Annotated in this window: 23 protein-coding genes; 7 read left to right on the forward strand and 16 right to left on the reverse strand. The window is 51.1% G+C overall.

Annotated elements, in window-relative coordinates; translation table 11 throughout:
* Positions 1–103: 103 nt before the first annotated feature.
* Complete coding sequence (locus KO216_RS01680; protein ID WP_215522570.1) at positions 104–544, reverse strand: GtrA family protein; 441 nt, start codon at positions 542–544, stop codon at positions 104–106.
* 9 nt (positions 545–553) lie between these two features.
* Positions 554–2,059: an RCC1 domain-containing protein gene (locus tag KO216_RS01685; RefSeq protein ID WP_215522572.1), complete on the reverse strand. Its 1,506-nt coding sequence runs from the start codon at positions 2,057–2,059 to the stop codon at positions 554–556.
* 165 nt (positions 2,060–2,224) lie between these two features.
* Here KO216_RS01685 and galE point away from each other — a divergent pair, with 165 nt between their 5' ends.
* The gene (gene galE, locus KO216_RS01690; RefSeq protein ID WP_215522573.1) at positions 2,225–3,214 is read left to right on the forward strand and encodes a UDP-glucose 4-epimerase GalE; all 990 of its coding nucleotides are present in this window, start codon (positions 2,225–2,227) and stop codon (positions 3,212–3,214) included.
* 135 nt (positions 3,215–3,349) lie between these two features.
* Here the strand turns inward: galE and KO216_RS01695 are convergent, their stop codons facing one another.
* The 3 genes from KO216_RS01695 to KO216_RS01705 form a co-directional block, all read right to left on the reverse strand.
* The gene (locus tag KO216_RS01695; RefSeq protein ID WP_215522574.1) at positions 3,350–4,483 is read right to left on the reverse strand and encodes an LCP family protein; all 1,134 of its coding nucleotides are present in this window, start codon (positions 4,481–4,483) and stop codon (positions 3,350–3,352) included.
* Positions 4,484–4,783: 300 nt separating this feature from the next.
* Positions 4,784–6,079: an LCP family protein gene (locus KO216_RS01700; RefSeq protein ID WP_215522575.1), complete on the reverse strand. Its 1,296-nt coding sequence runs from the start codon at positions 6,077–6,079 to the stop codon at positions 4,784–4,786.
* A gap of 51 nt (positions 6,080–6,130) precedes the next feature.
* A complete protein-coding gene (locus KO216_RS01705; protein ID WP_215522576.1) occupies positions 6,131–6,793 on the reverse strand; it encodes a uracil-DNA glycosylase in 663 nt (220 codons plus the stop codon).
* 104 nt (positions 6,794–6,897) lie between these two features.
* On the opposite strand from KO216_RS01705, the gene KO216_RS01710 reads away from it, so the two are divergent.
* The gene (locus KO216_RS01710; RefSeq protein WP_215522577.1) at positions 6,898–7,497 is read left to right on the forward strand and encodes a LytR C-terminal domain-containing protein; all 600 of its coding nucleotides are present in this window, start codon (positions 6,898–6,900) and stop codon (positions 7,495–7,497) included.
* Positions 7,498–7,843: 346 nt separating this feature from the next.
* A complete protein-coding gene (groL, locus tag KO216_RS01715) occupies positions 7,844–9,475 on the forward strand; it encodes a chaperonin GroEL (RefSeq protein ID WP_215522578.1) in 1,632 nt (543 codons plus the stop codon).
* Positions 9,476–9,636: 161 nt separating this feature from the next.
* Here the strand turns inward: groL and KO216_RS01720 are convergent, their stop codons facing one another.
* Positions 9,637–10,377: a triose-phosphate isomerase family protein gene (locus KO216_RS01720; RefSeq protein WP_215522580.1), complete on the reverse strand. Its 741-nt coding sequence runs from the start codon at positions 10,375–10,377 to the stop codon at positions 9,637–9,639.
* Positions 10,378–10,410: 33 nt separating this feature from the next.
* Positions 10,411–10,791 carry an RpiB/LacA/LacB family sugar-phosphate isomerase gene (locus KO216_RS01725; protein WP_251451730.1) on the reverse strand — a complete coding sequence of 127 codons (381 nt, stop codon included), beginning with the start codon at positions 10,789–10,791 and terminating at the stop codon, positions 10,411–10,413.
* Between the two features lie 236 nt (positions 10,792–11,027).
* Here KO216_RS01725 and KO216_RS01730 point away from each other — a divergent pair, with 236 nt between their 5' ends.
* Both KO216_RS01730 and KO216_RS01735 read left to right on the forward strand, forming a co-directional pair.
* Positions 11,028–11,981 carry an aldo/keto reductase gene (locus KO216_RS01730; protein WP_215522582.1) on the forward strand — a complete coding sequence of 318 codons (954 nt, stop codon included), beginning with the start codon at positions 11,028–11,030 and terminating at the stop codon, positions 11,979–11,981.
* Positions 11,981–12,808, forward strand: a complete 828-nt coding sequence (locus KO216_RS01735; protein WP_215522583.1) for a DeoR/GlpR family DNA-binding transcription regulator — start codon at positions 11,981–11,983, stop codon at positions 12,806–12,808. Before KO216_RS01730 ends, KO216_RS01735 begins: the two co-directional genes overlap by 1 nt.
* Positions 12,809–12,846: 38 nt before the next feature.
* Here KO216_RS01735 and KO216_RS01740 read toward each other — a convergent pair whose 3' ends face one another.
* Genes KO216_RS01740 through KO216_RS01755 form a run of 4 tightly spaced genes read right to left on the reverse strand, consistent with a single transcriptional unit; the run spans position 12,847 to position 17,259 of the window.
* Positions 12,847–14,241 (reverse strand): Tm-1-like ATP-binding domain-containing protein, encoded by a 1,395-nt coding sequence (locus KO216_RS01740; RefSeq protein ID WP_215522584.1) that lies wholly within the window; start codon positions 14,239–14,241, stop codon positions 12,847–12,849.
* A 27-nt stretch (positions 14,242–14,268) separates the two neighbouring features.
* On the reverse strand, positions 14,269–15,099 hold the full coding sequence (locus tag KO216_RS01745) for a phosphoenolpyruvate hydrolase family protein (RefSeq protein WP_215522585.1): 831 nt from the start codon (positions 15,097–15,099) through the stop codon (positions 14,269–14,271).
* A 43-nt stretch (positions 15,100–15,142) separates the two neighbouring features.
* Positions 15,143–16,012 (reverse strand): amidohydrolase family protein, encoded by an 870-nt coding sequence (locus KO216_RS01750; protein WP_215522586.1) that lies wholly within the window; start codon positions 16,010–16,012, stop codon positions 15,143–15,145.
* Positions 16,009–17,259 (reverse strand): RuBisCO large subunit C-terminal-like domain-containing protein, encoded by a 1,251-nt coding sequence (locus tag KO216_RS01755; RefSeq protein WP_215522588.1) that lies wholly within the window; start codon positions 17,257–17,259, stop codon positions 16,009–16,011. The genes KO216_RS01750 and KO216_RS01755 overlap by 4 nt, the downstream gene beginning before the upstream one ends.
* Positions 17,260–17,532: 273 nt before the next feature.
* On the opposite strand from KO216_RS01755, the gene KO216_RS01760 reads away from it, so the two are divergent.
* Complete coding sequence (locus tag KO216_RS01760; protein WP_374047509.1) at positions 17,533–18,453, forward strand: MBL fold metallo-hydrolase; 921 nt, start codon at positions 17,533–17,535, stop codon at positions 18,451–18,453.
* Between the two features lie 411 nt (positions 18,454–18,864).
* On the opposite strand, the gene KO216_RS01765 is transcribed toward KO216_RS01760, so the two are convergent.
* From KO216_RS01765 to KO216_RS01780, 4 genes are all read right to left on the reverse strand, one after another.
* A complete protein-coding gene (locus tag KO216_RS01765; protein ID WP_215522591.1) occupies positions 18,865–19,155 on the reverse strand; it encodes a WXG100 family type VII secretion target in 291 nt (96 codons plus the stop codon).
* 176 nt (positions 19,156–19,331) lie between these two features.
* The gene (locus tag KO216_RS01770; RefSeq protein ID WP_215522593.1) at positions 19,332–20,462 is read right to left on the reverse strand and encodes an HD domain-containing protein; all 1,131 of its coding nucleotides are present in this window, start codon (positions 20,460–20,462) and stop codon (positions 19,332–19,334) included.
* A 113-nt stretch (positions 20,463–20,575) separates the two neighbouring features.
* Positions 20,576–22,201, reverse strand: a complete 1,626-nt coding sequence (locus KO216_RS01775) for a sensor histidine kinase (protein ID WP_215522595.1) — start codon at positions 22,199–22,201, stop codon at positions 20,576–20,578.
* Positions 22,201–22,905 carry a response regulator transcription factor gene (locus tag KO216_RS01780; RefSeq protein WP_215522597.1) on the reverse strand — a complete coding sequence of 235 codons (705 nt, stop codon included), beginning with the start codon at positions 22,903–22,905 and terminating at the stop codon, positions 22,201–22,203. Before KO216_RS01780 ends, KO216_RS01775 begins: the two co-directional genes overlap by 1 nt.
* A gap of 147 nt (positions 22,906–23,052) precedes the next feature.
* Between KO216_RS01780 and KO216_RS01785 the strand changes: the two genes are divergently transcribed.
* Entirely contained in the window at positions 23,053–23,904 is an 852-nt protein-coding gene (locus KO216_RS01785) for a pantoate--beta-alanine ligase (RefSeq protein WP_215522599.1), read from the forward strand.
* Between the two features lie 104 nt (positions 23,905–24,008).
* Here the strand turns inward: KO216_RS01785 and KO216_RS01790 are convergent, their stop codons facing one another.
* On the reverse strand, positions 24,009–26,189 hold the full coding sequence (locus KO216_RS01790; protein WP_215522600.1) for a YPDG domain-containing protein: 2,181 nt from the start codon (positions 26,187–26,189) through the stop codon (positions 24,009–24,011).

The raw sequence follows: 26,189 nt of genomic DNA on the forward strand, positions 1-26,189 counted from the left end.
TCTCGATATCGAGAAATAATTTAGACCTTCGTTTATTCGGGCTGGTTGGATTTATCGTTCCTAAATTTTTCCCGAGGACGCGCAGGGGTATCCGCGCGTACGACTATTGCTTGACTCCGGTAAAAATAGTGTGTTCGTAGAGGAAAAAACGCAGAATAGTACCCAATACCAGCCCAATCACATTAGCGGATATATTATCAGCCAGCAGCGAGGTGAATCCCAATAAGTAGTGGCTGATCCCTAAACAGATAACTGCAGGTAGCATCCCCAGTACATTAACTACCGCGAATCCCAGGAATTCTTGCATCCGCCGGTTAGTTCGTTTATTGCGGAATGTCCAATAGCGATTAACCACCCAAGAAAAAATGGTAGCTACTGCCGCGGCCAACACTTTTGAAGTTAGCGGATGAGAAGATAAAATCCCGGTTCTTAATAGGTTGAATGCTGATACGTCTACTAGGTAGTTCATCCCGCCCACCAGGCAAAACTTAACTATTCGGCTGATGCGTCCCGGGGAGCGTAGATAGGCGTAAAGTTTTCCCACAGCTTAAGATTACAGGCGGGAATATACCGGAGTTAGTTGCGCGGTACGAGCATTTGAAAGCCGGTCGCTGCGCCGCCCATCTGCGAGCTGGCCTTGCGCCCAATTGCCCAGGCAATACATGCTGTTCTGTTTATCGAGCATACAGGTGAAGGTATTACCCATAAACAGAGTGGAACGGGCATTCGCCCCCAGGCGAGCATCTAAACCGCTGAGGGCGGGAGCAGCTCCAATAGCCGTTGAGCCATTGGCTGCAACCCGCTTGGTGAGACCGATACTGGGACCGAGTTGTCCAAAGTCATTGCGCCCCCAGCAGTAGGTGGCGCCGCCAGTGGTAACTGCGCATCCGCCATAAAATCCCAGGTAAACTTGCCCTACTTCCGGCAGCGAGCTGACCAGTTCCGGTTGGAGGATCCCCAGATTATTGGACATATTTCCGGGTTTTCCTGCCTGGCCGTCGCTGTTGATCCCCCAACAGTAAAGCCGTTTATTTTCGGCGATCGCGCAGCTGTAATCACCGGCTGCCCGCAAGGACACAAACTTCATATCGGATACTGCCGTCGGGCGAAGTTGGTAATCTACCACTAGCTCGTTATTCCAAGAATCTAGGCGAGACTTAACTCCCCAGCAATACACGGTGCCATCTTGTTTGAGGGCGCAGGTGTGGTCATTGCCCGCGGCGACCTCTTTCACATCGGTCATTACCGCTACTGGTTTCAGTTGATTTCCGATATTGGTACTGTTGCCCACTTGTGCCATTTCATTAGCGCCCCAGCAGGTAAGTACCCCGGAGTTTGAAAGGGCGCAGGCGTGACGTCCTCCAGCAGCAATCTGCACGGTATCTGCCGGTAGCGCCGTAACCCGCAACGGATTAAAAGAGCCGGAGAGCTGATTACGAGGGCGCGCCTGCCCCAACTGCCCATAGGCGTTATCGCCCCAACAGTAAACAAAGCTGTCGGTACCCAGGGCGCAGGTATATTCGCGTCCAGTGGAGATTTGGGTAAACTTCACTGGCTGGTTAGCGATAGTTTGGGGGGTAATCGCCGGTTGCCTGGTGATAGGAACCCCCAACTGGCCGGACTTGTTAACCCCCCAGCAGCGGGCAGTGCCATCGGTGCGCAGACCACAAGCGAAAGAACCAGATGCTGAGGCGCGCCGCAAATCCTGGGCGACCCCTACCGGTTGCACCGTTTCCGAGGGTGCAGGAGTTTGATTGAAGGTAGGAACCGGAGAAGGGCCAGGTTGTACTGGGCGCAGTGACAAGATGATGCGCGGCCCGTTAAAAGTAGGAGTCGGAGAAGGCCCGGGTAGCACCGGATCGTAATCAGAATCAGAACTAGGAGAAGCGGATGTAGGCTGAGGATTCACCGGGGTCAGAGTAATTTCATAGGTAGGTTTGGTATCTCCCGCAATCGAAAAAGTAGGGGAAATAACTAGAGCTCCCAAGGCCACTAGCAGCGCTAATACTGCCAGGGTTACTTGCAGACCAATGCGCCGTTTCGACGCTGCGTCACGCACCCCGCTCACCTCCCGTCCTACCTCGGGAATCCTACAATCCTTCTGAGTACATTCTAACCTATTTTTAACAAACTTTGAAGTTAAAAATAGGGGAAATCCAGGCTAAATTCTACTTCGAGGGTCGTTAACGATAGCAGGACTTACGCACTAGGGTAACCTGTCTATATGAGCATTTTAGTAGTAGGTGGCGCCGGTTATATTGGCGCGCACGTGGTTCGGCTCCTAGCTGAGCGCGGGGAAAAAGTAGTTGTTATCGACGATTTGTCTTATGGCACTCCAGATCGGATTGGTGACGCCAAACTGGTGCAACTAGACGTGGCCTCTTCCGGAGCGCGGAAGAAGATTTTCCAAACCCTGATTGATGAGGACGTAACGGCGGTTATTCACTTTGCGGCGCGCAAACAGGTCGGCGAATCCGTAGAAAAGCCGATGTGGTACTACCAACAGAACGTGGGAGGCCTAGCGAACGTGATGTCCGCTATGCGTGATGCCGGTACCCGGCAGATGATTTTCTCCTCTTCGGCAGCGGTTTATGGCCAGCCCGATGTGCCGGTGGTTCCCGAAGAATTAGCTGGTAAACCCATTAACCCCTACGGGGAAACCAAGCTGATTGGCGAATGGATGATGGCGGACTGTGAACGTGCCTGGGGTCTGCGCTGGATTGGTTTGCGTTACTTCAATGTAGCGGGTTCCGGTTGGGACGATCTGGGTGATCCCGCCCGGCTCAACCTGATTCCCATGGTGTTGGAGCGCCTATCCAAGGGGCAAAACCCCAAGATCTTCGGCACTGATTATGAGACTGCTGACGGTACCTGTGTCCGGGATTATATACACGTTCGCGACCTCGCCGATGCCCATCTGCATGCCCTCGACTATGTGGCGTCCGGCCAAGAAATGGAAAACCATGTTTTCAACGTGGGAACTGGGCAGGGAACTTCGGTACGGGAAATCGTTGAGGGAATCCATGAAGTTACCGGCATTGATTTTAAGATTGATGAGGAAGCGCGTCGAGCCGGAGACCCGGCGCAGCTAATCGGGGATACCACCCGGATTCGGGTAGAACTCGATTGGAAAGCGGAAAACGGGATTAAAGAAATCCTGGAGTCCGCCTGGAGTGCCTGGCAGGACGGCCCCGATAAAATCCCGGGAGTATAGGGCGGCTTTAGGAAAAACACTTTCTGTACCCTGGTAAAAGGTGGCTTTTGCAGGGTACGGGAGGGGAGGCAATTCTCCTTACCCGAAATATGCGAGGGATTCTTGAGCTGCTTGCCGCATGCCGCTTCCCTGTAGCTACTGAAACTGGTGATATTGACTAGGTTGCAGCGTACCCTTTTGGAAGGCAGACCAGAAACTCGGGGTCTTCTGTTTATCGAGGAGCACCATTGCCCCGTGCGCACCATCATAGTAGGCCATATTGGCGATCGGAGGTGCCCCAGTGAGTCTATTCTTAGCGGCGCTGCGGTAGGTGAGTAACAGTTTTCCGAGCGCCCAGGCACCTGAATCAGTATCGCAAGTAAGGTTTTGGGCGCCTGCGATTGCCAGGTCGCGCTGCTTAAAAGGATTCAAAAAGGTAGAGGGGGTAATCAGAGTATCTGCCAGTTTGGAAACTACCTGCCGCTGTCGCTCCGCCCTACCAATATCACCTTTAGGGTCTTGCTGGCGCATCCGGGAGAACGCTAGCGCGGTCGCCCCGTCTGCCTGATGGCAACCGCTTTGCCACTTCAAAGCAGAATCGGGGTCATCAACGTCATAGTCAAGGCAGAGTTCAATTCCTCCCACGACGTCTACTAGCTGAGTCACCGATCCCATAGTGACTTCCACATAGTGATCAACTTTTACTCCGCTTATCCCTTCGACCGTTTTTACCAGTAGTCTTGGTCCCCCGAAAGAGTAGGCGGCATTGAGTTTATTTTGGCCATATCCGGGGATAACTACTGCAGTGTCCCGGGGGAGGGATACGATTGCTGACATTGAATTTACTTTGCGTACCAGCATAATCGAGTCTGAGCGGGCTCCTATATCCGCTCCAGAAACGCCGCCATCGCTACCATCGGAACGTTTATCGGAGCCGGCAATCAGCCAAGTTTCGCCCTCGCCAGCCGGCAGAGTCGAAAGGGCCTCAACTCGGTTTAACTGTGAATTCGCCAGATGGCAAAGATAGAGTGGCCAGGCAATAACAAAAATAAGGGTCAGAGTCAGAACTGCTGCGAAAATGCGGCGGAATTTAAAATTGGGGCGAGAAATCCGACGTTCTTTAGTAGACGGAATTGGCTCTAAACGGCTAGGAGTTTTCGGGCTTTCCTGATCTACCCGTGATTTCTCTGCTCTTTCTTGGGGCAATACCCGGGTGCGCGAGGGGGCTGGACGTCTGGAAAATCGCGAACCAGTGCGTGATTGCACCGGAATTTCTTGGGCGTTAGCCAAGTGCGTTTCTTCTCGCCGCGTCGGAGTGCTTTCTAGCTTTCTTGAGATTGCAGGGCGAGCAGCATGCCCACCAGGGGTATGGGAGTGGTGACCTGCTTCCTGAATATTGCCAGGAGAGGAGGATGTTTGTTGATTAGTTTTGTTTGAGCCCCCTGGGCGGATTCTTCGTTCCTTAGGGGAATAGGAAGGAGGATTTTCCTGCCTGCGCTGGGGGCGAGGTCGTTTAGGCGGGGTGAATGACTCTGGCAGATCCTGCTGACTCAAGTTGCTTACTCCCTGATTAAAACTTGGGTATCTGACCTATTTTTTCGCTTCGCACTTCCTTTGCAGTTCGACTAGGTCATCGTTTGGTTTCTGAGAACTGGTGGCATCCCCGTTATTTTGGGAGCTCGAAGAACTGGTGGTAGGTTCAGGGCTCTTGGTGGCGCTTTCACCGCTGGAGCTGGTTGAGGGGGAAGTTGAGGTTTCCGCTTCAATAGTGTAAACCTTGCCATTAGCGTCACGAACTTCGATTCCTGCTGGTAGCGGGGTGTCATTGATAAAAGTATCCCAGATAGGTCTTATTTCATTCGCGTTTACAATCACCCGATTGGGGTCATTTGGTGCAGGATATACCGGCAGGGTAACGAAACGGAGATTCTCTGGCTTTAAGGATTGCAATGACCAGCCTAAACCAGCCATTTCGGACACGGAAGATATCCCGTCAGAAATGCTTAATGAGCTCAAGCCGCTACCGATAAAATCGTAAAGCTGATTGAGAGAGGTTAACATATTTTTTTGCAGGGCGGTGCGCATCATAATCCCCATGACCGCCTGTTGCCGTTCAATCCGTTGCAGGTCAGAACCGTCCGATCCTTGCACTCCGTGTCGGACGCGGGCATAACCTAATGCTTGCTTACCATCGAAATGGACGCATCCGGGTTCTAATTCTAGGCCAGAATTCCGCTGGTCATGAATCTCGGTGGGAATATAGACATTAATCCCTCCCAGGGCATCGATCATGGAAGCAAATCCGCTGAAATCGACCACTACTGATTCGTCAATCCGCATCCCAGAAAGCTTTTCTACGGTTTTCCAAGTGCAAAGAACCGCTGAAGTCCGGTCACCGTCTTCACCGCCAATGGAGTATGCCCAGTTAAACTGAACTCGTTGCGGTCGCGATTGTGTTCCGTCTTTATGTTCACAAGCGGGAACATCAACAATTAAATCCCGGGGTATCGAAACTACGTTTACATGGGAACGATCCTTGGAAATATGCATAACCATGGCAGTATCGGATCGCTCTCCCTCGCTGCCATCGTTGATTAGAGCCTGATTGTCTTCCCCGGTGCGAGAATCAGAACCAATAATCAAAATGTTGATAGGACGCCCACTATAAGAATCAGGCGGAGTACGTCCTAACTTCTTGGCAGTGCTGATATTGTTCACACGACTAGATAGGTCGTGGTAAACCAAGAAAGCCCCGGTGAGAGAGAAGGATAGGGCGAACACTAAGGCACTGATTACCCCCCGCAGCAGCCTACGCGGGTAGGGCGGATTAACAGCGTGACGGATGCGCCCTAGGTAGGTTTTTGCGCTTTTCTTGTGCGAACTCACGTGTGCCACTCTATACTGTCTTGACTAAATTGTAACGATTTGGATAACGAATTATGGAAGTTGCCAGTTAATGGGGCTTGTTCCCAGCTGTTGCAGCAAAGAATTAGTGCGCGAAAAAGGACGGGATCCGAAGAATCCGCGAGAGGCCGATAGGGGCGAGGGATGCGCTGACTGAACAATCGGAGTATTTCCAAGGGCGGGAGCTAGGGATTGAGCTTGTTTGCCCCAGAGAATAGCCACCAGCGGACGATCTCGCGCTACTAAAGTGGAAATGGCGCGGTCGGTTACCTCCTCCCATCCGCGTCCGCGGTGAGAGCCAGCTTCGTTAGGGGTAACCGTAAGAACCCTGTTTAGTAGCATTACCCCCTGCTCTGCCCAGGGGCGAAGATCTCCGCTGGTGGGGACGGAGCACCCTAAATCGTCATGGAGTTCCTTAAAAATATTGTTTAAAGATTTCGGGATAGCCACTCCCGGTTTTACCGAGAAGGATAGCCCCATCGCGTTCCCGGGAGTCGGATAGGGATCCTGCCCCACGATTAGCACTTTTACTTGATCAAAGGGGTAGGTGAAAGCGCGAAAAATATCCCCACCGGAGGGAAGGTAGTTGTTGCCTTCATGGCGCAGCATCTCGCCCATTTCGGAGATCTTCGGGGCGGCAGGATTCATTACCTCTGCCCAGGAAGGGTGCATGATCTTTTCCAGGTTGGTGCTCATAGTTTCATTTTAACCTGTTCGCCTAGCTAAGCTAACGCGGGTAAATACTGATTCTCGGCGTGGCAGTCGCCCCTTGACTGGTCGAATACGGTTAATCTGTCTTTGTGAGTAAACAAGAGTTTCCGGAAGATGAGTTCGATGCACTGGCCGAAGAAGGCCCTTCAGGTGCTCATCGCCGCCCTGTAAGGCGCTGGCAGGCGTTGCTACCTATTCTAGTGGTGCTGGTGCTAGGACCGGCTTTGGCCTGGGGTGGGGTGGCGCTGATGAAAGGTACCGGGCATACGCAAACTCCTGCTGCCACTAAAACTGCAACCACAACTACTGCAGCGACTCCTACTACTAGCCCTAAAAAAATTGCTAAACCCAGTGAGTCTTCCAAAAAGGAAACTGCCACCAGCCCCACTGCCAGTGCTTCGGCTACGAATAAGGCGGAGGCGCGAGTGCGGGTGTTGAATGCTTCTAATCGTTCTGGCTGGGCAAAAGAGGTCGCGGATAAACTGGCGGCTGACGGTTTCACCAACCCGAATGCCAGTAATTCTCAAGCTCGCGGATTAAAGGATTCCACGGTGCTTTATCGCGGTTCCCAGTTTGAAGCTGCTGCTAAAGAGGCCGCTAAGGTTGCAGGCATCAGCAATGTGCAGGACGCCGATAGCGGCGGATATCAAATCGGGGAAACCGATATTGCCATTTATCTAGTTCGCTGACGGTTGCTACTCTCGGATAGGAGTCAGGGCTGTTACTGCGGAAACCAGCTGCTTCAGCTAGCTTGATTCACTTTCATTCCCGATAACCTATTGCAAAATCTAGAAGTTTCACTCAGAGGGTATTTTCTATTCTGTTTTCGCCTGAAAGTTTGCACTTGCCTTAGGAGAGTGCCAAAATCATATTTAGCACTCGAACCTAGAGAGTGATAAAAACCGAGTCCTTGGTGAGGGGGCGACGTTCCGAGACAGGATCGGCGCGGAGTCCTCGTCCGTCGCGGGCATCAGGGCTGGGTCAAAGATCTAACCGCGTGACGCGAACGTGTCGCGATGGAGGGAATACAAGCATATGAGCAAGATTATTGCTTTTGATGAGGAAGCTCGTCGGGGAATGGAGCGGGGTCTGAACACCCTGGCTGACACGGTAAAAGTAACGCTGGGGCCGCGTGGTCGCAACGTAGTTTTGGAAAAGAAGTGGGGAGCTCCCACCATCACCAAAGATGGCGTGTCCGTAGCCAAGGAAATCGAACTCGAAGACCCTTACGAAAAGATTGGCGCAGAGCTAGTCAAAGAGGTCGCTAAGAAGACCGACGATGTAGCAGGTGACGGTACTACTACTGCTACCGTATTGGCGCAGGCGCTGGTACGCGAGGGGTTGCGCAACGTGGTGGCCGGGGCGAACCCGATTGCTCTAAAGCGCGGGATTGACAAGTCGGTAGAGGCAGTTGTGGATCAGCTGCACGCCGACGCCAAAGAAGTTGAGACTCGTGACGAGATCGCGGCTACCGCGTCTATCTCCGCAAATGACCCCGAGATTGGGGCTTTGATTGCGGACGCCATGGAAAAAGTGGGCAACGAAGGGGTTATCACCGTCGAGGATTCCAACTCTTTCGGCACTCACCTGGAAGTCACCGAGGGTATGCGCTTCGATAAAGGCTACATCTCTGGCTACTTCGTAACTGACGCCGATCGTCAGGAAGCGGTGCTCGAAGATCCCTACATTCTGCTGGTGGAATCGAAAGTTTCCCAGATTAAGGATCTGCTGCCGCTACTGGAAAAGGTAATGTCCACTGGCAAGCCGCTGCTGATTATTGCCGAGGACGTTGACGGAGAAGCGCTGACCACCCTGGTTCTGAACAAGATTCGTGGCACCTTCAAGACCGTAGCGGTTAAGGCTCCGGGATTCGGCGACCGCCGCAAAGCAATGCTCCAGGATATGGCGATTTTGACTGGCGGTCAGGTAATTTCCGAGACCGTGGGGCTCACCCTGGAAAACGCGGAACTGGATATGCTGGGCAAGGCGCGCAAAGTGGTTGTCACCAAGGACGAAACCACCATTGTAGAAGGCGCGGGAGCTGGCGAAGATATCGAGGCGCGTGTCAAGCAGATTCGTCAGGAAATCGAAAACACCGAATCTGATTACGATCGCGAGAAACTGCAAGAACGCCTAGCCAAGTTGGCTGGCGGAGTCGCAGTTATCAAGTCGGGTGCGGCCACTGAAGTGGAAATGAAGGAGCGCAAGCATCGGATTGAGGACGCGGTTCGTAACGCGAAAGCGGCAGTTGAAGAAGGCATTGTCGCTGGCGGCGGGGTTGCCCTGCTGCAGTCCGGTCTGAAGGCTTTGGACAGCTTAAAGCTAGAGGGCGACGAGGAAACTGGCGCTTCTATCGTGCGGGTGGCGCTGTCCTCCCCGATGCGTCAGATCGCCGAGAATGCCGGTCTGGAAGGCTCGGTAGTGGCTGAACGGGTAGCGCATCTGCCTGCTGGCCAGGGCCTAAACGCTGCCAATGGCGAGTACGAGGATCTGCTCAAGAGCAATATCGCTGATCCGGTGAAGGTGACTCGTTCCGCTTTGCAGAACGCGGCCTCTATCGCGGGGATGTTCTTGACCACCGAAGCTGTGGTAGCTGACAAGCCAGAACCTCCGGCTCCCGCTGGTGGCGATGATGCTGCAGCAGCCGGTATGGGCGGAATGTACTAAACCGGGTGTAGGCTGAGCGGTCTAGCCGCTATAAAGCTGATACCAAGAAGTGGGGGCGAACCGAAAGGTTCGCCCCCACTTTGTCTGCCATTTTGATTAACCCCGAAAGTAGGTTACGGCTATTTTTGATAGTTGTTGCCTGGTGTTTTGTTTGGGTTGGTTTATTTTCGGGTTGTGGTTTCTTTGGCTACTTCTAGGAAGGCTTTGGGTTCGTGTGCGAAGCGTCCTAGGAATAGTCCGTCGATGGTGTTGTCGAGTTTGGTTATTAGTCCTGGTCCTGCTGAGCCGCCGTAGAGAATGGTTAGTGAGGCTAGTTCGGGTAGGCCTTCTCGGATGTTTTGGCATATCTCAGAGACGTATTTTGGGCTTGCTGGCTGCGCGGCGCCGATAGCCCAGTAGGGTTCATATCCCAGCCATATTTCTGTGGGTGTGGCGTATCTTAATGCGGAGCGTACTTGTTGGATGCATAGTTTTGCTGCTTGTTTGGGGCTGGTTTTTTCGGGTTCGCCTATGCATAGCAAGGGAGTTATGTTGTTGCGTTTAGCTGCTGCAACTTTTTTGGCGATCATGTCGTCGTCTTCACGGAAAATGGTTCTACGTTCCGCGTGACCAATTTCTGCTACTTTGACACCGAAATTTGCTAGATCTGCTCCTGAAACTTCACCGGTAAAGGCTCCTCGGTCTTCATAGGCTAGATCTTGGGCACCTAGGATAATGTTAGTGTCTTTTAGAATTTCCGCCGCTTGGGGGATGGCTAAAAAGTCCGGCAGGATCGCCAGGCGTACATTATCGATTAAACCCTCTTCGCTGGCAATTAAACTTTTTAATTCACGACAATATTGTAAAGTACGCGATTGCGAAAAATACATTTTTAGGCTTACAGCAGCCACTGGTTTATTCATTTAATTCTCCCGAATAGGTGAATAGATAGCTAGTTATTCTGCTTCGTATTCACAGATTCGGGCAACCTTATCTTTGCTGCGCGAATTAGGATCGAAATCGTTTTTAAGATATTCCTCTAAAAACACTTCTGCAGATTTAATACCTACTACCTGGGAACCAATAGCAATCATGTTTGCATTATTGCTAAGGGTGGCTCGCTGTGCCTGGTACACATCAGCGATGCAAGCGCAATAAGCTCCTTTTACCTTGTTTGCCGCTATTGAAACCCCGATACCGGTACCACAAACCACTACGCCGCGATCATATTCACCAGCTGCCACGGCCTCGGCTACCGCTACCGCAACATTAGCGTAAATAGGATCATCGGAACCAAAATCTTTAACCTCATGCCCCAAATCCTCAGCCTTAGCCATAAGAGCCTGCTTAAGATCCGTAGCGTTTGGATCACAACCAAAAGCGAGTTTCATTATTCACCTAACCTTATTAAAAATAAATACTTACATTCTAGGTTACCTTATCTATAAGAAATTCATACCTTTTAGGTGTTATTTCTTCCTATTTAGGAGTAATAAAGACATCTATAGAGCACATTCGAGATACTTTAAGATTATGCTGGTTTGTGGTTCACAACTCGTCTAATATGGATGGTATGAAATATAGGCGGTTAGGTAATTCTGGTCTTCGCGTTTCTGTTTTGGGATATGGCGCAAATAATTTGGGTCGAAAGGGATCGGCTTCTGAAAATATCGCAGGTGCGAAGAAAGTTGTGGATGCGGCGTTGGATGTAGGCGTGACCTATTTTGACACCGCAAATGTTTACGGGCATGAACCGGGACTATCAGAGACCTTGCTGGGACAGGCACTAGGTAAGCGGCGTGGCGATGTCGTGATTGCAACGAAATTTGGGTTACCCATGGCAGGAGAGCCTAGGGAATTAGCGCGTGGATCGCGTAGATACATTATGAAGCAATGCGAAGCATCTTTGTCTCGACTAGGTACTGATTGGATTGATCTTTATTACTATCATTCCCCTGACACCCTCACCCCAATCGATGAAACCATCGATGCGTTGGACACTTTGGTAGATCAAGGAAAGATTCGTTACTACGGAGTGTCGAATACTACTGGATGGCAATTGGCGGATGCGTGGCATCATTCACGTCGAGGGCGACTTGTTGCGACGCAAAATCATTACAATCTTCTCGATCGCCGAGCCGAGCAGGAGATTGTTCCGGCAGCGCAAAATTTTCACTTAGGCCTCGTTCCGTATTATCCATTGGCGGCAGGTATATTGACAGGAAAATACACTCAGGGAGTGCCCAAAGACGCCCGATTGAAGCCGGGAGATCCAAAACTTGCTGCAGCCAATATTGAGGTCTTGCGTGAATACCAGGACTTTTGCTCTCAACGCGATATGCAACAGGCATCAGTAGCAATTGCGTGGCTTGCTTCGCAGTCTCCCGTGGCATCTATTATTGCAGGTGCTACCCGTCCTGAGCAGATTTGTGCAAACGCCCAAGCTGTTGAGCTTGAGTTGAGTGGGGATGATTTAGCTGCGCTAGACAGGATTTTCCCCCGTCCCGAAAAGGTAGCGTTGTTCTAATGGATGATGAGATTGAGGCAAAACTTGCTGTTCCACCAACAAAACAAGATTTGAGACGGGACGCTATTACTGAGCGCGTTCTTGAGATTGGATCTGTCCGCATCGATACGCTGGTTGATGAACTTGGCGTATCGAGGATGACGATTCACCGCGATCTGGATGCCTTGGAAGCAAGAGGCGTGCTGCGAAAATCTCGGGGTGTCGTAACTGCGGTCGCTTCGAGCCTATTTGAAGCGTCAACTGATTATCGTTTGCGGCAGCAGTCCGTTGAGAAACGTGCGATTGCCAAACTCGCCTTTGAGTTGATTGAACCCGGGGAAGCGATTGTGCTAGACGACTCGACGACAGGCTTAAATTTAGCCGAATTGTTGCCCCAGAAAGAACCTTTGACAGTTATTACTAATTTTGGGCGCGTACTCGACATGCTTGGTAGCAAGAGAGGCATCTCCCTTGTCTCTACGGGGGGAGAATATTACCAGCTGTGCGATGCCTATAAAGGTAACCTGTCGCTTTCGGCTTTGAGTCAATTGAGCGCAGACACCTATTTCATGTCGACACCTGCTATCAGTAATGGTGTGTGTTTTCATCAACAGCCTGAGTTAATCCAAGTTAAGCGCGCCATGTTCAAATGCGCGAAGAAGCGTGTGCTAATCGCTGACCATACGAAATTTTCTAAGCGAGCGTTGTATTCGATGATGCCAATCAGTGAATTTGACTTTGTAATTTCCGATGCAGCGTTAAGTCGCGAACATGTTACTGAACTTCGGCGAAGTGGTGTGCAACTAATTATTGCGAAGACGCGCTCGGGAAAAACTGAGATTAGTTAGTCCCGAACGCGTCTGCACTGGATTCGATGGCGTTCCTATTACAGTGTAGTCAGCTTATTGTTGAGAATTTTGTCGGAGAAATTATTATATTTTCCGATTTCCCATTCACCATTAATCATGTCCCACACTATGGTGTTCAACAGGTCAGCGAATTCTTCGTCAAGAATATGGTGATCTGTCCAGATGAGATCTACCACATTTGTATCGACCTTCGACCACATCCGCTTCAGCATGGCAGTTGCCCGGCGCGACCACTGTGGATGCTTCTCATCGGGTTCCCAAACCGGCCCGTCGCCATTCCCTTCTGCCCAGCCGCGCTCACGCGTACACAGGGCAGCTTCTTGGTCATAAGCGGACCAGCCGCGCATAGGAATTACGAATGCGCAGGGCCCCTTAGAACCATTCAAGGTATCGGCGAGAAAATCAGAGAGTTCGATAACTTCTGGAATGGTAGGAACCATCTCAGTGACGTTCTCATTGTGAATGTAAGGCTTACCTGTATCGCGGAAGCCTTTACGCTTGCCGGTGCGGAAGTCCTCTACATATTCTTCCTTCATGGTTTCAAACGCGCCATAGGCGCATTGATCCAAACCTCCAGGTACAACTACATTGGGGATACCCATATCCGGCGCAGCAGTCATACGTTCTCCCTGCCAAGTTTTCGGTGTTCCATAGACGGAGTCGTACATATTATTGGTTAATTCACCGGGCGTCATATCTACAACAGCAGTGATATCACCGGAGCGAATCAAATCTTCCATCGTGGCGCCAACTCCCACAGCGTGGAAAGTCGAGCAGTCCCATCCATGATCGTTGAAGAACTTAGTAATTCGCATCTGGGTAGGTGTCGTCGTTCCATAGCTAGTAACAGCGGCAAGCGGACGTCCAATCGGCGGGTCGTCAACCTTGGCCATGGCAACAATACCGGCGCAAGCTTGCGTGACAATCTTTGAGGTCACTGCAGTGATACCTTGTTCAGCGGTTGGCGAGACAATGAAAATATCTTTATTACCCAGCCATCCTGACACGTCAGATGATGCCATATCGGTCATCAGAATCTTGGGAACCCCAAATGGTAGCGCCCTCATCGCAATCGAAACGGTGGTGGATCCTACTGAACCCGCCCAACTAATGATACCGTCGCATCGTCCTTCATCATGTAGCTTGAGAGCCATTTGCGCGCCGGCTTCCCCAATTTTTTTAATCGCGTCAGCTCGCGGACCAGCAAAGACTTCATCCATGTCCAAAGAAGCCAACTCGCCAACCTCCTGGTTGGAAATGTCAGCAAAATCTACACTGCCACCAAGCGAAAGATCCATAATCAACGGTTCACCACCGTTGGCACGTACCTGTTCGGCAACGAATTGGATTTCCGTACCTTTTGTGTTGCACATCCCCGTACACAAGATGACGGGTTTATCTTTTTTATTCATCTGTTACTCCTTTGTCACAGGTGACTACTAGTCATTGAGTATGTTTTTGTATTCACGAGTAATTGCCAAAATTGCTTTTTCAATTGGCATGCGCTCCGCAGCAGAACCGCCGATGAAACCATGCGCAGAAGTATTTTTAATTACGTGCGCTGCTTCGGCGGGACCTTCGATGGGGCCGCCGTGTGCGAATAGGATGACATCCGGATTCTCTTGGAGAGCCGCGTCGAACATTTCTTGGCTGCGTTCGGTGGCTTCTTCGAGTGTCATATCAGATGCGGCGCCTTTGAGCCCACCGACTGTAGAACCAAAGTGAGTGGCGATGGAATGGGCACCGACGCTGGCCATCACTTTTGCCTCTTCGGGCGTAAAGGCATAAGCGAGGGTAAACATATCCATCTTTACAGCTGTTTCAATGAATTCGACTTCGCGCTTCCAGCCAATGCCGATCTTGTCCATCTGCGCTACCGTTTCATCTCCGTAAATCTTGATCATGAACGGGTTAATTCCGCTCACGCCGGCATCCCGCAGCCGCTCCAGATGCTCTTTATGCGGCAACAGCGGATTAAAGGCTCCAGATAGGGTCATGACCGGCGCTTCAGAAACATTGGCGACGATTTCGGGAAGTAAATCAAAAAGGACCTGGTTGATATCACTGTTCGGCATGAGTGCAGAGAGAGATCCTTGCCCCTTCATCCGCCAGTAGCTCGTCCCGGAGGCGATAATTAAATCAGCCCCGCCCATTTCCTGTAGTTTTGCAGATAGTCCGAATCCACAGTTCGGTGCGAATAACGGCCTGCCCGCGTCAATCTCTGCGCGTAAACGGGAGGTAACTTCTTTTGCCGTGTAGAGTTTTGCCATTGCATTCTCCTTTGAATAATCGGGACCGGTCATTAGGTTCCGGTCAGAGTTGGTAGCGATTCAAAAATGCAGACGAATTGACGTCACGAATTGCGACGACGTCGTCTGTTGAAATCACAGGATCGGGGGTCTCCTGCAACTCCGCAATAAGCAAGTCGAGGTTACCCAGTGTTTTTTCGTAACTATAGAGGGGCATATCAGATCCGAATAGAATTCGATCAACCGCCCCCGCCCACGTCTTGACCATCGTAATGAGATGGCGCAAGGGGTGGGTCTGGAAGTTTGGATCGCGTCCAATTACTGAGCTGATATCTACGTATACATTGGAGTGTTTCCGCAGTAATCCCGCCGTTCGAGAAAAGTCGATACGCCCCGCATGCCCCAGGATGGCTGGCATTTGCGGAAAATCGCAAAATACTGAGTCAAAGCGATTGACGCTCGTATACTGATCATTGAGCGGAAGGACGCCGATATCACCCGAGTGAAAAAGGACGGGTTTCTGTGCTTCTTCCAGAACTTTATAAATTGGCCACAGCTGCGGATCATCTACACCCATATTTTGAAATGCGCCGTGGAATTTTAAACCTTTATGGCCGTTCGCGAGTGCTTCCGCCACAATTTTCTCCGCATGTGGGCTGCGCGGATTCACACAACAAAACGGAATCAAACGCTCAGGATATTTGTTACATTCGCGTAAAACGAAATCATTGATGCGTCTAATATGTGCATCAGATAAATCTGGTTCATATGCAAGGGCGACCGCAATCGACAAATTAATGCCGTTTTTATCCATAGCAGCGATTAAAGCATCGGCATCGCAGGAAAGTGAACGGCTGGAGTCGTAGCCGCTAATCTGAGGTGGAATATCCGATTCTTCCCAAATATGGGAGTGGACGTCGACGCGTTTGCTCATTTGACTACTCCAAATACATCTAAAGCGGTTGCTAATTCGCTATGTTCGCGAGCTGCTTCTTCCAATGTCACACCATCCATGTAGGCGTCAATTGCTTGGCGCATCGCCCTAACGCCTGCCGCAGGTCCTTGGGGGTGTCCTTGAATGGCTCCACCTGATGCCAGAACGATATCTGTGCCTAAGTCCTCTAAATATCTGTATACGACCCCGGGCTTAACTCCCCCCCCAACGACCGGGAACGACGGCTGAAGGTTGCTCATTGGCGTGAGCATTTTGCGCGCGGTAGCTAGATATGCCGCTTTCCGCATGGGATAACCACTGTAGGGAGTGTTAATAACCGCCATGTCGGCACCCACGAGCCTTGGGAAAAACCCGAGCGCTAAGGCAGCTGACATGCCGGAGGAAGCGTTTTCGTAATAGGTATTAGCCGAGGCATAGTGGCCGAGAATTGGCACATCAAACTTTTCTCGCAATTCGACGACGCTGCCGTACCCGACCGCGGCATAGCACACCATGAGTGCGCGCGCTCCGGCATTGATAGCGCGCTTGGCATTTTCGAATAAAGCCGTGCCTTGCGCAGTGATATTAGGTACGTAGATGGTACGGTGGCCAGTTTCTTCAAAAGCTTGCTGTGCAGCTTTGTTATAAGCGGTAACACGCTGATCAATAGGAGAGAATTCGGGGTCTCCCATGAGTTCATCATCTTTGATTAGATCAGGGCCGCCTAATGCTGTCTCGCGGAAGATTTCACTTCCCTGAGCTGGGGTAAGACCAGTGCATGGTTTGATCATGTTGAGTAGAAGCGGGCGCGAAGGGATGCCGAGAAGCTTTCTGATCCCAGCCACACCATGCTTTGGACCTGGAAGCTTGCTTGTCATCGACGCAGGGAGCTGAACGTCAACGAGTTTTGCCGCCATGGAAGTCGAGGCGTCATTGCCCAGCAGCGAGGTAAAAAGCCTCGGTATGTCAGCTCCTATGCTCACCGCCGGCAAGGAAAGAGTTGCGGTGTACGTTGTGGTATTTCCGCCTTCGGTTACCAGATCGCTGGGATCCAGGGTTTTAATGTCGACGACTTCACCTTGGTAGTTGTCAACCATTTCTTGTGTTAGACCGGGAACATCAACCCAGGTTCCAATAGTTTGACCGATTGCGAAAGCGCGAACTTTTTCTAGGGGGTCAACATCGGCAGGGATGGAAAAGGTATATGTCGCAAGAACCGCGTCATTCTTGTTGGAAGCCTGTGGCATGTTGCTCCTTCGCATTGCTTAAAATGTTACATGTACATGATATATGAACCAATGCGGATGTTGCAAGTATGTATAAAAAATGTGATATTTTGGTATAGAGCCCATTTATTTTTAAGGATTAGAGCTATGCAAAAGGTTGACGCACGTATTATTCTTCTCGGTACAGCAGGTGGCGCAGTGACTTGGGGAAGTGCGGATTCGTCAGCTATGTGCCGCTACGGGACTTCAACGGCTCTAGTTATTGGTGGAAAGATTTACGTCGTCGATTTCGGTATGGGTGTTGCGCGGCAGTTAACTAGAGCGAACCCCCTAGGGCGTCCGGAATCACAAATATTCGAAGACTTGCAAACGTTGTTTATCACGCATATGCATTCTGATCACACATTAGATCTGTCAAACCTGTTGTTGTGCGGATATAACCAGGGGTGGCCGTCGCATCGAGTGGAAGTGTATGGTCCTTGGGACAGAGTTCTTAGCCCTAGTTTTTACTCGGATTTGCCAGAGTCGGATGTATGGACGCCAGGTGCTGAAAAATTCGTCAATGATCTACTGGTCGCATTTGAGGCCGAAACTTTAGACAGAGTCTATGGCGCAAAAAAACGCTCTCCGCAGGACATGATTGTCGGCGTTAATGTCCAACGTCCTGGGGTAATAGACCGCGACACTCATGGGAAGTTTTGCCAATCTGGGGAAGCTGACCCTGAGGTAAAACTTAACCACAATGAAGCGCCTGTGGATCCGTTCTTCGTTTACGAAGATGATCGCGTGTATGTGACCGCCACACTGGCGGAACATGGAACTATGTATCCTGCATTTGCCTACCGTTTTGACACGGATGAGGGATCCGTAGTCTTCTCTGGAGATACTGGTCCTTCTGAGAACCTAGTACGACTTGCTGCGGACGCAAATGTGCTGATTCATGAAGTAATTGATCCAAACTATGCGCGTTGGCAATTTGGGAATCCTCCATATACCCCCAAGCAGCAGCAAGCACTAGATGTCGTATTTAAGAAACACTGTTCGGTCGAAGTTGTGGGGACGATTGCCCAACGCTGCTCAGTGCAAACATTGGTGCTTAACCATTTTGTTCCGGGTAACCTGCCACAAGGATTATGGGCTTCGAAAGTGAAGGGATTCGATGGGCGCATTATCGAAGGTCGCGACCTGGACACCGTGTATCTTGCTAACGTTTAGCGGAACTACTGTGCGATCTAACCGTGTGCAGGTGTTTGGATACTAGAAGGCATTCTCTAACAGCAGAGAGCCTCAGTAACTAAGCAATATAAAATTTTAAAGATTGACCGTGCGTTGCTGAACTGCAAAATAGAGCTAGCTATTTCTGTAAGAGAGCAGATGAGGGCGATTACCCTCTACAAATAGTGACTTTGCGCAACCCAATTTTTTCGTAGCCACCCGCAAAGAATTTGAAATAAAAGAAGCCTAATAACTGGGCTGATATCCACTTTTGTTTTTATTTCACTATTCTTACGGGTGGCTACAGATAATTTGTGGTTTTTTAGCTTTTGGATAACTCACGCATATCCATAGCTGGTTCTGTCAGCAGGCAAACACTAAGGAGAGGAAAAGTAAGTTTCGACCAGGGTATTAACCAGCAAACATGGCGGCCGCGCCACTTTCGGCATCTTCATAACTGACGGAAGCAGCCTGCAAGGCTTGGCCGATGGAATCGAGTGCGGCTTCCATCTGAGCTTGGGCAGCGCGCCAACGGGTTGCACAATCGGCGAAGGAACTGGCGGCTGCCCCGGTCCAGGATCCTTGCAGGGACTGTACTTGTGCCATCATGGCTGCGGCGTCGGTGCGCAGTTGCCCGGCAATAGCGGCCGCCTGAGCTCCTGCTGCGGACACCTGACTAGAATCTACATTGAACTGTGCCATATTGCTTTCTCCTAAAAGTAGTTGATTGATTGGCTATCGCCCTCAATCTAGAAGCGAAGCAATAAAGACAGAATAGTTCCTATAACTTCTCCAGGAAATGACAGCATTAAGTGCTGCTGGGTACAAATCTACAAATCTAACTAGCACCAACAGGTTTATATCTGGCAGCGCCGTATCTAGATCTCGGTAAGCGAATCTTCATCGTCGGCCGAAGAATACATAGTTTCCTCTACTTCTTCTTCCTCTGGCTGCGGAAGGGATTCTTCATCTTCGGTTTCATCCATACTTTGAGCAGCACGGCGTTCAATTTTTGATAAATCGATCTTTCGCATGGTCAAGGTGGAGAACTGGTCAGCTACATTCTCCATTGAAGACAGCCCATTTTCGGTGGCGCTAGCAGCATTTTCTGCTTGAAGCTGCGCAGCGCGTTCTTCTAAGGCTTTTCTTTCGGTGGCCGACAGTTTCACTACCGGAATCTTGGTGGAAGTAGTTTTATCTTCCGGTGTCAAGATGGATTGGCGCGACACTGTGCGGTTAGGGGCAGCTTTAATCACCACAATTTCTGAGGTGTCGGCATCGGAATTTTTCGGTTTATTCTTAGTACGCGATGCAGTTTTTTCTTTCCCGGTGGGTTCTCCGGGAATCAGCGCCGAAAGTTTCGCGTATTCGCCCTCCAGATTCTGTCGTGCCGCACTCTCGTTTCCGCTGCCTAAGGGGGAATGGAAAATAGTGTCGCGCGCCAGTAGCTTCGAGATTAACGAGCGACGCAGCCGGGCGTAACGGAGTTGATCCATAGCAGCCATCTCCGCCCTCATTAGCTGGCAGTAACTGCGATAATCCTGAGGGGAGGCACCCAAATATGAAATAGCGGCATCTACAAAAACACAGGCGTCTAAATCGTCAGTAGGAGGCTGTCGCCCCTCCAACATCAAAATCAGTTCACCGACCCGAATCGTATTTTCTTTTTGCGCCCCCAGGTGCAAGAGACGATCCAGCGCAAAATCGGAAGAAGCAGGATAGTTTTCGTAGTTAGTGGTATTTTTAGCTCTCGTCTGTGACTGGGTAATTACCCCGTGATACCAGGCGGCGACGGTTAAAACTGCAGGTCGCTGCGATGTGTTAGTGAAGTGATCCAAACAGGTTAGTAAGCGAATCAAATGGGAAGTGGTGTGAAATTCGCGTCCGGACGACTGCCACATTTGTAGGAGTTTATCTGCTTCTTTTCGCAATAAGGCATCGTCGGTGACCCCTAGCTCCCGCATGGCTTTGACGAATCCCGTCTGCAGCCAAGATGGTGCACCTGGCATAGCCTCTGTACCCCCGACTAATGAATGTTGCAGTGGTTATCCTACGGCTAAAAGCTCAGGAGAGAAAATAAAACATAAAAATACTGCTCAAACTAGATAATATTAAAGCAGGTCTAGGCAAAATCTTTGCCCGGAATCTTTGGGGAGGGCTTATCTGCACCCTTCTTGAAGACCTTCCCCGTCTTTTTTCCCGCTTTTTTCTCGGAGCGCAAAGGGTCGATTGCGGGGAAAGATACCCGAATGGTAAGTCCGCCCCCCGCAGTTGCTAGCGCCCGGGCGGTTCCGCCGTGCACCGCGGCAATAGCTGCCACAATCGAGAGGCCAAGGCCGGTGCCACCGGTTTCTCGCGAACGGGAACCGTCCCGGCGATAGAAGCGCCCAAAAATCTCATCGAGTTGATCCTCGGGTACCCCCTCACCATGGTCACGCACCTCTAAAATGGCCTCCCCGGCGCTAATCCCCGCCAAGATTTCAACCGGGACTTGCGCGGAAGTATATCGTTCCACATTGCCAATTAGATTGGTCATCACCTGGGTTAGCTGATCGCGATCGGCTAGCACCAGTGCGCTTTCTCCCCGGTCTAACTCTAGGTTGGAACCGTTTAGGTGCAGGAGACTGATATCTCGCTCCGGCGAAAGTGCAGTTAAATCCAGGGCTCCCGCCGCGGCAATTCGATACAAATCGACTGCCTCCATTTTTATCTGTCGCCCCTCGTCCAAGCGCGCAAGTTTCAGCAGATCCTCTACCAGCAGCCCCATCCGGGTGGCTTCGGACTCGATGCGCCCCATTACCTCGTCAACCCGTTCCGGGGGTACCCCGCCCATTTTGTAAAGTTCCCCGTAACCGCGAATAGCAGCCAGGGGGGTGCGCAACTCATGAGAGGCATCAGATACGAATTGACGCACTTTTTGTTCACTGCGCTGCTGGGTGACAATAGTTTCCTCAATTCGAGAAAGCATAAAGTTTAGCGCTGACGCCAGGGATAGAACCTCGCCGGCGCGTACCTGGGATAAATCAATACGTTCATGCAGGTCACCGGAGGAAATCTTTCCGGCGACCTCCTCCATTTGCCGCAGTGGACGTAGGGAGACTTGCACCAACACGTAGGCTAAAACCCCGCCTATCAAAATAATGATGACGGAAGTACCCAAAACGTTAATTCCGGTGGCAGTAACTGTTTGGGTAACGGTTTGCAGCGGCAGTGCCACGATTAAAGTTCCGGTGATTTTAGCGTCTTGAGCGCTGCGAACCGGCAACATAATCGCACGCCAAGCCGAGGACGATTCGCCTGCAATTGTGAAAGGCTTTTCCCAAGAGATATCTCGCGATTTTTCTGCGAGTTCCAAGGCCTTAGGATCCGGGCGCCCCATATCTGCAGTTGCACTAGAGGAAGTAGCTTCCGCGACCTGCCCGGCGTAGTTGACCCTCACGAAATAGTTAGTGGGTTGATTGCCTTGGAAAGTGCCTTTATCCAGCAGATCCACCAGATCATTAGTTTTTATCCGCGAGGCGGTAGCTTTTAAATTGGAATCAATCTGCGCCGCCAAGTGGGAATGTAAAATCCCTAGCATCGCGGTTCCGGTTCCTCCCAACCCTCCAGCAAGGAGCGCCATAATAATTAACACTAAACGCCAGGTGAGTGGGATTCTTTGCCAGTAGGTGCGGTGCTGTTTACTTTCTTTAGGTGCCAGATTTTCCGCAGATTTTCCTGCTGCTTCACCGGCTTTCGGCAAGGTCATTAGCGCTTTCCAGAACGAATCATATAGCCGATACCGCGGCGGGTAGTAATAATATCCCCGCAAGATCCGGGCACATCTAGTTTGCGTCGCAGGTAGGAAATATAGGATTCCACGATGGCGGCCTCGCCGTTCCAGTCATATTCCCAAACGTGGTCAAGGATTTGAGCTTTAGAAACTACCCGCCCTTCGTTAATCATCAGGTAGCGCAGCAGCTTGAACTCGGTGGGAGAGAGATCTATTACTTGCCCGGCGCGGCGTACCTCGTGCGCGTCCTCGTCTAAAGCAATATCGGCCACCCGGATGACCGCATCTTCCCCGGCAATTCCCCGGGTGCGCCGCAAAATCGCGTTGATGCGTGCAACTACTTCTTCTAACCCGAAAGGTTTAGTTACGTAGTCGTCTCCACCTACGGTTAAGCCCTGGACTTTATCGCTCATATCGTCTTTTGCGGTCAGGAAGAGGATGGGGGTGGTGAAACCATTTTCGCGGAGGCGGCGGGTGACAGTGAAGCCGTCTACATCTGGAAGCATTACATCCAATACGATTAGATCCGGGTTGGCGGATTCGGCCTGTTTAATAGCTTCGGAGCCATTGGAGGCAGTGAAAACCTCGAATCCGGTATAGCGTAAAGAAGATGCGAGAAGATCACGGATATTAGGTTCATCGTCTACCACCAGCAGGCGGGCAGCGTCTTTAGTAGTCATGCGGTAATTATCCCTAAGAAACCTGAATGGTAGCTGAATGGGCTCTGGAAGGCGAGTGGGTAAAGTGTTAGAGAGTTCGGGTGTTAATCCTGCCCGCTCGCGGGTAGAATCAAGCCAGCAAGGAAAAGATAACTTGAGGGAAATAGCGTGAATAATCTGAAAGAACCGCTGGTAGTACATGACCGTCAGACCTTGGCGCGGGCAGAAAAAAACGCCGGAACCGTGGGGCTGATTGTTACCCGCGGTAACTGGCATTCTGGACATCAGGCTGCTTTTACTGAGGCTAGCGGGCGGGTAGATACCCTGGTGGCTTCGGTTTATACCGATCCGGTAGGGCCGGCCTTTGAAACTACTTCCGATATGATTAGTTCCGCCGATTTGCAGCTAGCGGCACGTAGTGGGGTAGATATTATTTTTGCGCCCTCAACCGAGGCTTTCTATCCTTTCGGGGCGGCGCAAACCGTGCTTGATCCGGGACAGATTATCCGGCAATACGAGGCTGCTCATCATCCGCAGCAGGCGCTGGATCGGCTAACCCAATTGGTGAAAATGTTGGGGATCGTCCGTCCTCATAAGGTGTTTATTGGACAGTGTGACGCCCAGTTATTAGCGGCAGTGCGCCTGGTGGTGCGGGATCTGGATATTCCGGTGACGGTAGAATCGGTTCCTACTTTCCGGGATTTAGATGGGCTTACAGTTTCCCAAACTACCCGGGCGCTTTCCCCTGCGCAGCGCGAGGATGCTGCTGTTTTTGCGAAAGCTCTCTTTGCGGGGGTGCGCCAGGCGGCGGCCACCGGATCTGGGGAGGCAGTAATTGCTGCTACCCGGGAAGCGCTCAATGATAGTGATGCCGAAATTGAGTACCTGGATTTGGTAGATCCGATTTCCTTTGAGCCCTGGCAGGCAGCTGCTCCTAGTACCGCCTGCCTAATCGCCGCGGTTAAGTTGGGCGAAGTGCGGCTGAGCGATAACCAGTTAGTGGTACTTTCCCGCCCCTAAACCAGGTCAAATCCCAGGGCGTAATAGCTTTAAAGCGGTTTGCGGGTCTTCCTGTAGTTTTAGGAAGACCCGCAAACCGGTTTTATTTGTTTATTTTCTAGCTGCTAGTTAGGGCGGCGGCGCAGTAGCGCGAATCCCACCAAGAACAGCACACTCGCCCCGAATCCCAAGATGGTGGTATCCACGGCTCCGGTTTTGACCAGGGAGTCGGGAATCGGAACTATCTCTGCCGTACCCGTTCCAGGTTTTCCTCCTCCCGGCTGAGTGCCCGGCTGGGTTCCCGGCCGCTGACCACCTGGCACGGCACCAGGATTACCGCAGGGTTTACAGGGTTTGCAGGGAGTATCCGGCTTTTCTGACCGTTCCTTGTAATCCAAAATCACAGTGAACTTAACGGTTCCGTCTTCCTGGAGTTCACAAAGCGTATCAGCCGGGCATTTCATCTTGGAAAAATTCTTTTTACCCTTTTCGGTAAGGGGAACCACTACTTCCGCTTTCTTCCCCCTACTTACCGGATCTTTGGGATTGAAAGGTTGTCCCGCATGGTTTAGATATTTTACATTGGCGAGATCATAGCTAAACATCCCCGCCAGCGGGTTCGGATTTCCCTCATCATCAGGGTCATAGGCAGGCATTACTAGCTCTTGCCAATTGCCTTCCTTGACCTGGTCATAATCTTGCGCGGTGGGAGTTTCCGGAGTAGCAATCGGCTCTACCGATACGGGAGCAATCGCGATGCGCTGCTTGATTCCCGCTTCATTAGAGCCGACTTTGGATTTCGCCTTAGTATCGGCGGGGAAAGCGGCATTAGCGTAAGACAGAGTAACCGGAATTTCCGCTCTATCGCCTTTCCTGGCATCTTTGTGCGGGGTTACGGTCAGTTCTCCGGTGGTGGCATCAATTGCCACCTTCCAGATTTTTCCGTTAACTTCTACCGTTTCTGGTGCGCTATAGGTGGCCGTGGTGGCGTTAGCAGCGTCCTTAGTGTAAGTAGTAGTTTTCACCGGGGATTTAACTTCCTTGCCGGGTTCGGTTTTTACTTCCTCGTATTTGGGAGGCAGCATCGATAGACGCCAGGCGTCTACCTTCTTTCCGGCTTCGTCAGCCACCCCCGGGTTCACTGCGCTTCCGGCGACTGGCAGGTAAACCCCGTACCCATCCGCAAAGTTGATGCCGCCGGTAGCTCTCAGCGAAGAACCAGTACTACCGAAGCCGATAACATCACCTGGTCCGGAGAAATTGGCGCTTCCGGACGCGGCAATAGCGCTTCCTTTTGGAGTGGTAATGGTGGTGTCTTTGGCGGTAGAAAAGTTGGCATTTGTCCTAGGCATAATACCAATCGGCGTCGATTCTTTCGATGTTGCGTTAATGGTTAGCTGCGACTTTTCGGTTACATTGACATTTTGGGCGCTATAAATTCCGATAGTGCCGGCCTTGCCAGGCCCTTTAAGATCGATATTTACCTGCGAGTTCCCCGCAATAGTGGTATCAGTTTTAGCGGGTGAAAACATGCCGATGACATTGGAGCCTTTAGATGCGGGATTCGGATTACTGTTGATATTCAACTTAACATCCCCGGAAATATTTAGCTTCCCGCCATCTTCGGACGGCTTGGGTCTGAAATCAATCCCGAAAATCTGTACAAACTTTCCGGAGCCGTTGTACCCAGGATTAACATTGACAGTGCCTTTACCTCCGATATTGAGCTGGGAAGCAAAACAGCGCAGTCCAGTTATCGTATTGGGGTTTTTACTGTCGGCAACGCCAGCATCTAGAGTCAGGGTTGAATCCGGTGTTTCCCCTTCTAGATTAAATGTGAGTGGGTCTCCTGCTTCGAGAGCTAATGCCAAACCGTCATCTAAGTTACTCTCGCCACCCTCGATGTGTTTAATCAGGTTATTTCCCTTGAATTTGACCGTAACCTTGTCAGTTCCTGGCTTATCAACATCGAATTTTATAAAAATGAGGCCAGCGGTTGAATGGGATTTAAAGTTGGTATCCACGAGCTCAAAGTTGTCGAAGGTGAAAACTTTGTTTTCGTTGTCCCAGTACCACCAGCCCTTTTGGCCTTTCCCCTTAATGTTGTCGGTCAAGCAGTAATGACTGTTCCCCATATACATATGGGGATTTTCGCCACATGCGCCGGTGTTTGTCCTGCCCACATCGGTCGCATCCTCGTATCCTGACGGGGGATCGGCTTGGGCTACCGGGGATAGTAGCACCCCGGTCAGGATCACAAATGCCGCGGCCAAGGCGGAGATTACTAGGCGTACAGTTTTCTTCAT

The organism is Varibaculum prostatecancerukia, assembly GCF_943169825.2.
Lineage (GTDB): Bacteria > Actinomycetota > Actinomycetes > Actinomycetales > Actinomycetaceae > Varibaculum > Varibaculum prostatecancerukia.